The following is a 13,526-nucleotide window of genomic DNA, read 5'->3' on the forward strand; positions in this document are numbered from 1 at the left end:
AACATCGTAAGTGAAGTTCATGAAGCTCTGCAGCAACATGATTAATCCGGCCGTTGCCGTGATGAGAGAGAGGCATTCCAATGAGATTATTTGAAATACTTTTAGTTCTATCCTGTTTCGCTTTACTCGTAGACCTACTATTTATTAAAAGAAGTACAATGAAAACAGGCTTGGGTTTGGGTATAGGGAGTAGCGTTATACTCGTAGTTCAATTGTTGGTTGAGGGATATAGATGGCAGTTGCTTGTGGTATATATCATGACGGCTCTATTCATCATCATCGTTTTATTCAGACATTCCGACAAGATGATAAATCTTAAAATAGGGAAGTTCTTGAAATATAGTTTATCTTCCTTAATCGTCATTCTGCTTGTTGGTTCTACCGTCTTGTCTGTATACTTACCTGTTTTTAATCTGCCGAAGCTTGATGGTCCAGAGAAGGTGGGTACTCAAACATTTCATTTAACAGACCAGAACAGAGACGAAATCTTCACTGAAGATCAAAGCGATAAGAGAGAACTAATGGTTCAAGTTTGGTACCCAACTGAAAACAGCAATAACAACAAGCGTGACACGCTGTTTCCAAATAATAAAGAAATGTTCAAAAAGTATATTCAGAGCTTCTCTAATTCTTTAAAACTGCCCGAATTTTTGCTCGACTACTTGAAGTATAGTCAAACCAACTCTTATGAAAATGTTGAAATATTACCTTCTGCAAGTCCTTATCCCGTGGTACTGCTATCTCATGGTATGGGAACCAGTAGAGTTTTACATGCATCACAGGCCGAGAATCTGGCCAGTCATGGGTATATCGTGGTCACCATCGATCACACGTATAGCACCTTTGCTACCCTTTTCCCAGATGGCCGTGTAACGGATTATAAAAAAAGTACGACTACACTAGATGAACGTACAAAAACAGGGAATATATGGACCGAAGACGTGAAATTTGTAATCGATCAAATCGAAAAGCTGAATTCAGGTGCAATCGAAAGTCAGTTTAAAGGAAAAATCGATCTAGATCACATCGGCGCGATGGGGCATTCTTTTGGGGGTGCAACCGCGTTTAATGCAACGTATTTAGATCCTCGAATCAAGGCTGGGGTTAATATGGATGGGTCACTATATGAAGTGGAAAATAGAGATGATATAAACAAGCCGTTTATGTTCATCAGGTCAGGAAGTTTTGAAGACTGGTTCGCCAATTTTGAAATGGACAGAAATTCGGATGATGAAGTAACTAAATCTCTTTCAGATGAGCTGCACATTATGAAAAGTGTTATCAATCATGGGGGAAAAGTGATCTATGTAGAAGGAACCCAGCACTTCAATTTCACGGACCTTCAGTTCTATTCAGAGCTGGTTAAACTGTCCGGTATCACAGGAGATATCAATGGTAAAAGAGGATCAAAAATCGTAAACGAATATGTACTCGATTTCTTTAACAAGCAACTGAAAGGAACGGGTGGAGATCTAATTCAGGGACCAAACGACTTGTATCTGGAGGTGAAATTTGTAGACCCAGAAGAGCTCTAATCAACCAAAACAAACATGTAAACTCAGGAGATGATGTGAATGGGACGACAAAAGGGAAAACGAACTTCAATCACCGCCTTAACTCTGGTGTTAACGATGTTAGCTCCAATGTCAGTCATGGCCGCACCAGCTACGAGTAAAAACAGCGATCTGACGTATGAACCAACCAAGAAAATAGTAGCGGAGAAAGCGAAGATCCTTACCGAGAAGCATGGAATCACAAGCCTGCAATATGCCCTTATGGATGGTGGAGAGATTGTGGTGTCTGGTCAGACAGGTAAGAACGATTTAAAGGATAAGGTGCCGCTTACTTCCAATACAATCTATGGCATAGGGTCAACCAGCAAAATGTTTCTTACAGCCGCTGTGATGAAGCTTGTTGACCAGGGGAAGATTGAGTTGGATCTGCCTGTTGTGAACTATTTACCTGATCTTAAGATGAAAGATCATCGCTACACACAAATCACACCACGCATGCTGTTGAATCATTCTTCCGGTCTCCTGGGCAGTACGGGCAGCAATGCCACATTGTATGGGGACAATGATACGTATTCACATGATACGTTTCTGGAGCAATTGGCGAATCAAAACCTGAAGGCTAGTCCCGGTGCATACTCGGTGTATAGTAACGATGGTTTTACGTTGGCCGAGATTATGGTTGAACGTGTCAGCGGCCTGAGCTTTACGGCTTTTATACACCATTATATTACGGAACCTCTGGACATGAAGCATACCAAAACACCACAGGATGTGGTCGACTCGGCAGACATGGCGGGAATCTATTCTCCTTTGGTTGAAGGCCAGCTTCCACAAGAGAATTATAATATCATCGCTACTGGGGGCATTTATTCTACTGCTGAAGATCTGGTGAAATTTTCACAAATCTTCACGGGAGAGGTCGAAGGTATTCTTTCCAGTGAGTCGGTAGAAGCCATGGCGCAAGAAGAATACAAAAGAGGCATATGGCCGGAGGATAGCGATACGTCTATATCTTATGGATTAGGGTGGGATAGTGTAAATCTGTACCCATTCAGTGAATACGGCATCAAGGCCGTTACCAAAGGTGGAGACACCATATCGTATCACTCCTCATTAATCGTACTGCCGGAATACAATCTGGCTGCAGCTGTTACCTCGTCAGGTGGGACAAGTGCCAAAGATCAGTTCATTGCGAGTGAATTATTACTCAGCGCACTTGAGGAAAAGGGTATTATTACAGAACGGAAGCCGGAAAAATCATTTGGCGTGCCAGTGAAGGCGGATATGCCTAAAGAAATATCCACGTATGCCGGCATATATGGTGCCAATAATTCGGTCAAGAAGATCGAAATGAATTATGCTGGACAACTGACTGTATCCTCACTTACAGCTCCGAGTAATCCGGCCCAAGAATACACCTACACAGCGGATGGTACTTTTGTTAACGATGCAGGCACAGAAAAGTTGAAATTTGTTACGGAGCAGAATGGAAGTACGTATCTGTGGTCTCGATCTTATATATCCTTGCCAGGACTTGGACAGTTGGCTTTCTCAGAATATACGGCGGAGAAGCTGAAAACGAATGAATTATCCGAAGATATTACCGCCTCATGGGAGCAGCGTGAAGGTAAGAGATATTACGTGGTCAATCAGAAATATACATCAACGGTATATCTCCATTCATCACCAATTCTCTCTTTTCATATGAACGAAGAGATTCCAGGGTATATGTCCAATAGTAAGATTATTGGAGCCAACAAAGCAGTCACTGAGCTGCAAATCCCTGGCATGGCTGGGCGTGATTCAAAAGAGATTTATTTTGCTGAAAAGAACGGAGTAGAGTACATCACAGCGGTAGGTAGCGTATATGCTAGTGAGGAACTTGTACAACCACTCTATTCGGGCAAACAATCTGTAACTACAATTCAAGCAGACGGTTATGCCAAATGGTTTTCGGTACCAGCAACGGTGAAAGGAAAAATCATGACAGTGAAGATGCCTGTACATGGAGCCTTTGCCGTATATGATCAAAAGGGTGTTTGTATTAATCACACCGTGGTCAGCAGTAAGAATGAGGTTGTCTTACCAGAAAACGGCCGCATTGTATTTGCAGGTGACGTTGATTCCAAATTTGAAATTTCATTGAAATAGACGAAGTCTGTATCCTCTTTAAGTGTCAACTTAAAGGGGATATTTTTATGGCGAAAAAAAGGAAGGATCAAGGATCGTGAATCATCATGTTACTCAAATTATTTTGCCTGTTCATATTCGGTTCATATAGACGTCACGAGCAGTACATTTACATGGGTTAAGCTTATTTTAACACCAAAGTAAGATACTCTAATAAAGAGATACTGACAGGAGAAGATGCGAATGATACAACAAGAGAAAATGAACGTGGTCAAGAAAACAGTCAAAAAACGAACTTCAATTGCAGCTTTAACTCTAGTATTAACCATGTTAGCCCCACTATCTGCAATGGCCACACCGGCTACCACGAATAACAACAGTAACCTTACGTATGAGACAACCAAGAAAACCGTGATTGAAAAAGCCAAATTACTGACCGAGACGTACGGTACCACCAGTCTGCAATATGCGCTAATCGATGGTGGAGAGATTGTGGTGTCCGGTCAAACGGGCAAGAACGATATAAACGATAAGCTACCTCTTACTTCGAACACGATCTATGGCATTGGTTCCACCAGTAAAATGATGCTTACAGCCGCTGTAATGAAGCTGGTTGACGAAGGCAAGATCGATTTGGATGTGCCTGTTGTGAACTATATGCCTGACTTTACAATGAAAGATAACCGATACAAACAGATCACACCCCGTATGTTGCTGAATCATTCCTCCGGTCTTCTGGGCAGCTCATTCAACAATGCTACCTTGTACGTAGATAATGACACGTATTCACATGATACATTACTGGAACAATTGGCGAATCAAAACCTGAAGGCAGATCCCGGCGCATACTCCGTCTACAGCAACGATGGCTTTACGTTAGCTGAGATTTTGGTCGAAAGAGTTAGTGGCATAGGTTATACCGCATTTATACACAAGTATTTTACGGAGCCTCTGGATATGAATCATACCAAAACACCACAGGATGTGGTTGATCCGGCAGAGATGGCGGGAGTCTATTCCCCTTTTTATGAGGGACAACTTCCAAAAGAGAATTATAATATCATCGGTACTGGAGGTCTGTATTCCACCGCTGAAGATCTGGTCAAATTCTCACGAATCTTCACGGGAGAGGTCAATGGCATTCTTTCCAGTAAGTCTGTACAAGCTATGGAGCAAGAAGAGTATAAAAGAGGCATGTGGCCAGAGGATAGCGATACCCTGATGTCTTACGGGTTAGGGTGGGATAGTGTGAACTTGTTCCCATTCAATGAATACGGCATCAAGGCCGTTATGAAAGGCGGAGATACGTTATCTTATCAGTCTTCATTAACGGTACTCCCGGAACACAACATGGCTGCAGCCGTTATCTCTTCGGGCGGGTCGAGCTTAACCAATCAATTCATTGCGAATGAATTATTACTCAGCGCACTTGAGGAAAAGGGCGTTATTACAGAACGTAAGCCGGAAAAATCATTTGGCGTACCCGTGAAGGCGGATATGCCTAAAGGAATATCCAAGTACGCTGGTGTATATGGCGGCAATAATTCAGTTACGAAGATCAAAATAAATACGACTGGACAAATGACTGTATCTTCACTTACAGCTCCAAGTAATCCGGCTCAAGAATACACCTATACAGCGGATGGTACTTTTGTTAACGACGATGGTACAGAAAAGTTGAAATTCGTTGTGGAGAAAAATGGGAATACCTACCTGTGGTCTCGATCTTATATATCCGTTCCAGGGCTCGGACAACTGGCTTTCTCAGAATATAATGCGGAGAAGCTTGAAGCCAATGATTTATCCAAGGAGATTAACACCGCATGGAAAAAGCGCGATGGTAAAAAATATTACCTGGTGAATGAGAAATACACATCCATGGTCTATCTCAATGCTTCATCGATCCTTCCTATTCAGTTGAATCAAGAGAATCCAGGGTATATGTCCAATAATAAGATTATTGGAGCAAACGAAGCAGTTAATCTATTGCAAATTCCGGGTACTGCCGGACGTGATACGATGGACATTCATTTCTCTAAAAAGGACGGAGGAGAGTATCTTACAGCCTTGGGGTATGTATACGCCAGTGAGGAACTGGTGAGACCTATCTATTCGGGTAAGCAATCCGCAACAACGATTCAAGCAGATGGATATGCAAAATGGTTTTCGGTACCAGCTACTGCGAAAGGAAAAGTCATGACAGTGAAGATGCCTGCAAAGGGAGCCTTTGCCGTATATGATCAGACCGGAATTTGTATTAATCACACCGTGGTCAGCGGTAAGAATGAAGTTGTTTTACCAGAAAACGGTCGTATTGTATTTGCAGGTGAGGCTGGCTCCCAATTTGAAATTTCATTCAAAGAAGTAAAATGAATGGAGTTCCAAACGGCTGTACAATAAACGTACTCAACAGGAGAGAACCATCATGATGAAAAAAATATTAATCATTCTGTTCAAAATATTCGGTGCCATGGTTATCGCTTTTGCATTATTTATTGCCACTGTTTTTATCGTTAATGTAATTAGCAACAAATCGGAGCAAGGGAAAATAAAGCCTTATGGTCAGTCCGTAGCGGTTGACGGGAAAAACATGAATGTATTAATTCAAGGAAAAGGCGAAGAAACGGTCGTATTACTTCCCGGATATGGAACACCAGCTCCGGCCCTTGATTTTAAACCGCTCATTGATGAGCTATCTCCATTTTACAAAGTCGTCGTCATTGAGCCTTTCGGTTATGGATTAAGTGACGTAACTGAAAAAGAGCGTACCACGGAAAATATGGTTAGTGAAATTCATGAAGCGTTACAGCAGCTTAATATTCATCGTTACACGCTCATGGGTCACTCCATTTCAGGGATTTACGGACTGGACTATGTAAACAAATATCCAAACGAAGTAAGTGCCTTTGTGGGAATTGATAGCAGCGTTCCAATACAGGGAGGGAATGATGATCCATTTCCAACTGAAACCTACAAACTGCTTAAAAAATCAGGATTCTACCGATTGTTAATGAAACTGGCCCCAGATCAACTGATTGCACCCGACGTTGATGATGAAACCAGAGAACAAATTAGAATACTTTCACTTAAAAATACGTTTAATCCTAACAACCTGAATGAAGGCGAAAATTTCGGTCCTAATTTCAAGGCAGCTGAGAACTTGTCCTTCCCCAAAGATCTTCCTGTGATTTTCTTTTTACAAGCGAATGATACGGAAACGGAAGGATGGATTCCCTTGCATGAAGAGCAAGTCAAAGATTCTGTGCATGGAAAAGTGATGACATTCGAGGGAGATCATTATTTGCATCACACCCGTTCCAAAGAAATGGTTCAAGAATATAGGAAGTTTATGAGTGAGATAAAATAGTGTCGCCAACCAAAGAAGTCGCGAAATCGCGGCTTTTTTTGGTTGAAGAGATGATGAACATACAAGCACAGTTACTTTATTGGAAAATTAAGGTTGACACCCCTAGTCATCGCGTATACAATCGTATACATGAATGTGTTGTATACAAATGTATACACGTAATGGAGGTGGCAAAATGAGAGATCGTGATATGAGTGACAGTGAGCAACGCGGAGAGCGTTCAAGACGTGGCAGAGGACATGGTGAACATCAGGGAAAACGGGGCCATGGTGCGCAAACATTCCGTCGCGGCCGAATTCTTGTATTTCTGGAGCAGATGCAGAATCGAAGAACAACCCTCGCCAGACAACTTGGACAGGAGGAGTACGAACATATTCGCCCGATGATTAGTGGGGAGCTGAAAGCCATTGATCAGGTCATCGACGAGTATATTCACCTTTTCGAGTTGCAAAATGAAGATGTAAGCCCCAATAAGGATCTGGAGAGTGAGCGTGAATAAGTATGATTCGTCGTTTTTTTTCGTATTATCGTCCTTATAAAAAACTGTTTTTAATTGATTTTGGATGTGCTGTTATCGCAGGTTTGCTGGAGCTCGCTTTTCCCCTTGCCGTCAGCAAATTCATTAATGAATTGTTGCCGGGTCAGGATTGGCCTCTCATTATGCTTGCCTGCGTCGTGCTGTTATCCATCTATGCACTTAATACCGTATTGAACTATGTAGTTACATATTGGGGACATATGCTGGGCATTAACATTGAGACCAACATGCGTGAGAAGATGTTCGCTCACTTGCAAAAGCTGTCCTTCCGGTTTTTCGATAATCGCAAAACGGGTCACTTAATTGGTCACCTTACGAATGATCTGAACGATATCGGAGAGGTTGCTCACCATGGACCTGAAGATGTATTCATCGCAGTGATGACATTAATCGGATCGTTCTGGCTGATGGCTAACATTAATCTGGAGCTTGCGCTGCTAACCTTTATCATTATCCCAATCATGGCTTGGGTCATTATCGTATTTGGTGGCCGGATGACGAAGACGTATCGGAGACTCTTCGGAGACGTCGGCAATTTCAATGCGCGCATTGAAGACAACGTTGGTGGCATTCGTGTTGTACAATCGTTTGCTAACGAACAACATGAGAAAGAGCTTTTTGCCGTGGACAATGAGAATTTCCGTAAAACTAAACTGCTTGCCTACAAAACGATGGCAAAAAGTATCTCGGTTAGTTATATGATGATGCGACTAGTTACGGTATTTGTCATGATTAGCGGGGCGTGGTTTTATATCGATGGTAGAATCAATATGGGTGAATTCATGGCCTTCTTGCTTCTATCCAATATCTTCTTCCGTCCAATCGAGAAAATTAACGCTGTCATTGAAAGTTATCCGAAGGGCATCGCTGGTTTCAAGCGGTATCTGGAGATCATTGATACGGAACCCGAAATTGCTGATATCAAAAACGCCGTTGAATTTGAAAGTGTGAAGGGTGATATTCGCTTCGAAAACGTCTCGTTCGGATATGAATCCAGTCGGCGTATTCTAAATGATATCAGTCTGTCCGTTAGACCAGGCGAAACGGTAGCTTTTGTTGGACCTTCGGGTGCAGGCAAGACGACCATCTGCAGCTTGCTGCCAAGATTCTATGAGGTAGAAGAGGGACGCATTACCGTAGATGGTGTGGACATTCGGGACGTTAAGCTTCAATCGTTGCGCAAGCATATCGGAATCGTTCAGCAGGATGTATTTTTGTTCTCAGGTACGATTAAGGAGAATATTGCTTATGGTGACCTGCGTGCAACGGACGAACAAATCTGGGATGCCGCCCGTCGTGCCTCGTTGGAGGAATTAATTCTTACGTTGCCAGACGGTATGGATACGGTCATTGGGGAGCGTGGAGTCAAGCTGTCCGGAGGACAAAAGCAACGGTTATCCATTGCTCGTATGTTCTTGAAAAATCCACCCATTCTTATTCTGGATGAGGCAACCTCTGCGCTGGATACGGAAACGGAAGCACTTATCCAGCAATCACTCGCTGAATTGTCGGTGGGCAGAACTACACTTGTGATTGCACACAGACTAACGACCATCAAGAATGCAGATCGAATTATCGTAGTGAACACAGATGGCATTGCTGAGCAGGGCAACCATGAGGAGTTGGTCGCTGCTGGAGGAATATACAGCCGTCTTCATCAGGTGCAATATAGTCACTCTTAATCCATATAAATTGAATTTACACTGGCCACTCCGATGACAGAACAACCTTCCGATCGCTGTTATCCCCAGATTTTTTTGATTCCTTCTAGAAAGGGGGAAATCCGGGGATAGCGTATGCTTCCGATGTAGCTTTCTTTCAGAAAGCTTTTAGGCGAACGCTTCGCTTCTTCAGGTTCTTTCTGTCCTCTCCGTTTTGTGTAAATGTTTAGTTCAATTGATATAGAAACTTAAGCAGCTGACTATGTATCTGGATCAAGTATCTAAAATAAGTAAACCTTGCCGCGCATATGCGCGGCTTTTTTTATTGATTGGATATGCTAAGGAAAAGATAATGTTGACAACGTCCACTAACCTGATTATTATAATGTTGACAATGTCCACTAAAAAGGAGGGTTTGACATCGACTCTCAGTACATAAATCCAGATATACTGGCTGACATGCGACGTTTTAACCGTTTTTATACCAACATACTCGGTGTACTCGACAAGCATATTCTCGGAACAGGGTATTCATTTGCGGAAGTACGGGTCATTATTGAAATTGGAATTCGGGGAGAGAGCATTGCGAACAATTTGGTGGATACACTGACCATTGATCGCAGTTACATGAGCCGAATTGTGAACAAGCTGTCCAAGGAGGGACTGCTGGTGAAAGTGAATTCTGCTGCCGACAGCCGGGTCAGTCTGATTCGTCTGACAGCCAAGGGCGAGGAACTGTATGCCCAATTGAATGATCGATCTGATCAACAGATCCTGAAGCTCATGCAAGAACTGAATGAAGAAGAGATTCAAGAGGTATACACCTCCATGATGAACATACAAGAGAAGTTGAACAAGAAGGCAGGAGAGACAACACGATGATACGATTTGAATGTGATTATAATGAAGGTGCGCATGAACGCATTTTACAAAGACTGATGGAAACCAACATGGAACAGACGAGCGGGTATGGCACGGATGGACACTGCGAACGTGCGAGAATGCTTATTCGTCAGGCCTGTGACAACGAGCAGGCTGATGTTCATTTCCTGGTTGGTGGTACACAGACGAATACAACGGTGATTGCCTCCATTTTGCGTCCATATCAAGGTGTGATTGCAGCTACATCGGGACACATTGCGGTTCATGAAACGGGAGCTATTGAAGCTACGGGACATAAGGTGCTCACGGTTCCAAGTGAGGACGGAAAGATCACGCCAGAGCAGGTTAGAGCAGTATACGATGCGCACATGAATGAGTCGTCACCGGAACACTGTGTGCAGCCAGGCATGGTCTACATATCTCAGCCAACGGAGAACGGAACGATGTACAGCAGGGCGGAACTGCAAGCATTGCATACAGTGAGCAGAGCATGTGGTCTTCCATTTTTCGTGGATGGAGCACGCCTTGGATATGCACTCGCTTCACGCGATTGCGATATGACACTTGCTGATCTTGCGCGCTTGTGCGATGTATTTTACATCGGGGGAACTAAGATTGGGGCATTGATGGGAGAAGCGGTCGTTATCCTGAATGATGCACTCAAACCAGATTTTCGGTATATGATCAAACAAAAAGGTGGTCTGCTTGCCAAAGGCAGATTGCTAGGTATTCAATTCGAAACCTTGTTCGAAGACGGTCTGTATCTCGATATTTCCCGTCATGCCGTGGATATGGCCTTGAGAATTCATGATTCACTCGAACAGCAGGGAGTACGCTTCCTGTACGACTCACCAACCAACCAGCAGTTTCCGATTCTGCCTAATCTGTTGCTTGAGAAATTACGCAGCGGTTATACGTTCTCCTTCTGGGAAAAGGTTGACGATACACACAGTGCGGTGCGATTCTGTACCAGCTGGGCAACTCGGCAGGCGAATGTGGATGCACTGACTTGTGACATCGCTCAATTATTGCACGAAGAGATCCAGGTGCCACAACGGGTCGAAGTATTGGTTTAAATTTTATTTTTTAAAAAGGACAACCTGTCGTGGTTGTCCTTTTTCGTATGCCTATCGTGGGATAAAAGGTACTGACTGGTTCACTCACTCAAGACGATATCGTATTTCTCCTTTAACCGTCGGATATCAGCTCTTGGAGGTGCGCCGAACATGCGTGCATATTCGCGGCTAAATTGAGAGGCACTCTCGTAACCAACTCGGAACGCTACATCTGCTGCATCTGCAGATTCAGCCATCAGGAGTCGCCGGGCTTCCTGTAGTCTTAATTGTTTCTGGAATTGTAATGGGCTCATGGCTGTGATCTCTTTGAAGTGACGATGGAATGAAGAGACGCTCATGCTGGCAGTCTCAGCCAGATCTTCAATGCGAAATGGCTGTTCCCAATGGTGAACGATGTACTCAATCGATTCTCTGATCCGATATGTGCTGCTGCCTTCCACTGCAATCTGCGCCAATTCTCCTCCATAAGGTCCCTGAAGAAGGCGGAACAGAATTTCTTTAACGTATAACGGAGCCAGGAACGGAATTTCTCCCGGCGTATCCAGCAATCGAACAAGCCGGAGTACAGCATCCTGAATGGACGATTCCATCTGACCTACGAACATGGCTCGTCTGGCGTTTTCGTTGAAAGTGACCTTGATATTGCATTCGTTCAGTACTTCGAGAATTTGGTTCGGTGTGAATTCGAGCTTGAGACTTAAGTAGGGTGCATCAGCCGATGCCTTAATAATTTGCCCGATGACCGGGAGATTCATAGAAGCAATTAAGTAATTGGAAGGTCCATATTCATAACGCTCCTGCGCGAGCAATACTTCTTTCAACCCTTGAACAATCACACAAAATGAAGGTTTATATACTCTGTATGCCGGTTCGCTAATCTTTGAATGGTGATAGACAAACAGGGAAGGAATCGCCGTTTCCATTGCACCATTATGATTGGAATGACGTTCAAGCAGATCACTTAATTCCTGTTTTGGTTGAAATAATTCTTCGGTCATACGTATTCCTCCTCACGGATTTAACCTAGCTATATTGTAAAGCTTACCGTACAGAACCAAAAGGGGGACTGAGAGGATCAGGCAATCAATTAAGACGATTGATATACCGCTTGCAGCCGATGACTCGGCATACTAAGAGTATGTTAACAGAGCCAAGCAATTAAAGTTTATTCGAAAAGTTGGGTGAACAAAGTGATGAAATGGTTATCAATCCATGTCAGGCGAATTTTGATTGACAGGCTCGAATCACAGATCAAGTTGGAAGAGAATTCCGTACATCGAGATATATACTTCACATGCTGGTTAGAGCTAGTTTCCGAAGAGGTGGAGACAACATCCTTTTACAAAACAAATTCAAGGAGAGTGTGAAATATGGAATATGTTAAATTAGGACGTACAGGTCTGGATGTCTCCAGATTATGTCTGGGTTGCATGAGTTACGGTGTACCTGAACGCGGAATGGCACCATGGTCACTGAATGAAGAGCAGAGTCGCCCGTTCATCCAGAAGGCGTTGGATGCTGGTATTAATTTCTTCGATACGGCCAATATCTATTCGGATGGAACCAGTGAGGAAATTGTTGGACGTGCGTTGAAAGACTTTGCCCGTCGGGACGAGATTGTGCTGGCGACCAAATTGTTTTTCCGGATGAATGAAGGACCGAACGGTGCTGGGTTGTCCAGAAAAGCGATTATGAACGAAATCGACAACAGCCTCATGCGTTTGGGCACAGATTATGTGGACCTGTATCAGATCCATCGATGGGATAATACAACTCCTATTGAGGAAACGATGGAAGCTCTTCATGATGTAGTTAAGGCTGGAAAGGTCAGATACATTGGAGCTTCTTCGATGTACGCCTGGCAATTCATGAAAGCTCAATATACAGCGGAACGCCATGGCTGGACGAAATTCGTCTCGATGCAGAATCATTATAACCTGTTGTATCGTGAAGAAGAGCGTGAGATGCTGCCCTTATGTCTGGAAGAAGGAGTCGGTGTTATTCCGTGGAGCCCTCTTGCCAAAGGACGTCTTACCCGGGATTGGAATGAACAGACTGCGCGTTCAGGAATCGACCCGGTCGGGAAGGCATTCTATGAGAGTGCGATGGTGGATGCGGATCGTCAAGTGGTGGAGAGAGTCATGAAAGTAGCTGAGCAACGAGATATTCCTCGTGCACAGGTCGCTCTGGCCTGGTTGTTGCACCAAGAGGCAGTAACAGCACCCATTATCGGTGCGACCAAGCTTCATCATCTGGAGGATGCGATCTCAGCCCTTTCCGTGAAGCTGACTACGGAAGAGATCCATTTCCTCGAAGAAGCATATGTACCCCATCCGGTAACAGGAAATCTCAGTTAAT

At 43.7% G+C, this 13,526-nt stretch carries 10 protein-coding genes; 9 read left to right on the forward strand and 1 reads right to left on the reverse strand.

Annotated features, from left to right (window positions below):
* Positions 1–80 precede the first annotated feature (80 nt).
* The 8 genes from MHI06_RS13920 (at position 81) to MHI06_RS13955 (ending at position 11,168) form a co-directional block, all read left to right on the forward strand.
* Positions 81–1,535 carry an alpha/beta fold hydrolase gene (locus tag MHI06_RS13920; RefSeq protein ID WP_340401869.1) on the forward strand — a complete coding sequence of 485 codons (1,455 nt, stop codon included), beginning with the start codon at positions 81–83 and terminating at the stop codon, positions 1,533–1,535.
* A 39-nt stretch (positions 1,536–1,574) separates the two neighbouring features.
* A complete protein-coding gene (locus MHI06_RS13925) occupies positions 1,575–3,665 on the forward strand; it encodes a serine hydrolase domain-containing protein (protein WP_340401870.1) in 2,091 nt (696 codons plus the stop codon).
* 222 nt (positions 3,666–3,887) lie between these two features.
* Complete coding sequence (locus MHI06_RS13930; RefSeq protein WP_340401871.1) at positions 3,888–6,017, forward strand: serine hydrolase domain-containing protein; 2,130 nt, start codon at positions 3,888–3,890, stop codon at positions 6,015–6,017.
* Positions 6,018–6,069: 52 nt separating this feature from the next.
* Positions 6,070–7,011 carry an alpha/beta hydrolase gene (locus MHI06_RS13935; RefSeq protein ID WP_340401872.1) on the forward strand — a complete coding sequence of 314 codons (942 nt, stop codon included), beginning with the start codon at positions 6,070–6,072 and terminating at the stop codon, positions 7,009–7,011.
* Positions 7,012–7,186: 175 nt separating this feature from the next.
* Positions 7,187–7,510 (forward strand): hypothetical protein, encoded by a 324-nt coding sequence (locus MHI06_RS13940; protein WP_340401873.1) that lies wholly within the window; start codon positions 7,187–7,189, stop codon positions 7,508–7,510.
* Positions 7,511–7,512: 2 nt separating this feature from the next.
* Positions 7,513–9,231, forward strand: coding sequence for an ABC transporter ATP-binding protein (locus MHI06_RS13945; protein ID WP_340401874.1), 1,719 nt, complete (start codon positions 7,513–7,515; stop codon positions 9,229–9,231).
* Positions 9,232–9,669: 438 nt separating this feature from the next.
* Positions 9,670–10,092 carry a MarR family winged helix-turn-helix transcriptional regulator gene (locus tag MHI06_RS13950; protein WP_124114576.1) on the forward strand — a complete coding sequence of 141 codons (423 nt, stop codon included), beginning with the start codon at positions 9,670–9,672 and terminating at the stop codon, positions 10,090–10,092.
* On the forward strand, positions 10,089–11,168 hold the full coding sequence (locus MHI06_RS13955; RefSeq protein ID WP_340401875.1) for a low specificity L-threonine aldolase: 1,080 nt from the start codon (positions 10,089–10,091) through the stop codon (positions 11,166–11,168). Before MHI06_RS13950 ends, MHI06_RS13955 begins: the two co-directional genes overlap by 4 nt.
* An 80-nt stretch (positions 11,169–11,248) precedes the next feature.
* Here the strand turns inward: MHI06_RS13955 and MHI06_RS13960 are convergent, their stop codons facing one another.
* Complete coding sequence (locus tag MHI06_RS13960; RefSeq protein WP_340401876.1) at positions 11,249–12,166, reverse strand: AraC family transcriptional regulator; 918 nt, start codon at positions 12,164–12,166, stop codon at positions 11,249–11,251.
* Positions 12,167–12,538: 372 nt separating this feature from the next.
* Between MHI06_RS13960 and MHI06_RS13965 the strand changes: the two genes are divergently transcribed.
* Positions 12,539–13,525 (forward strand): aldo/keto reductase, encoded by a 987-nt coding sequence (locus tag MHI06_RS13965; protein WP_340401877.1) that lies wholly within the window; start codon positions 12,539–12,541, stop codon positions 13,523–13,525.
* Position 13,526 lies beyond the last annotated feature (1 nt).

Source organism: Paenibacillus sp. FSL H8-0079 (assembly GCF_037991315.1).
Taxonomy (GTDB): domain Bacteria; phylum Bacillota; class Bacilli; order Paenibacillales; family Paenibacillaceae; genus Paenibacillus.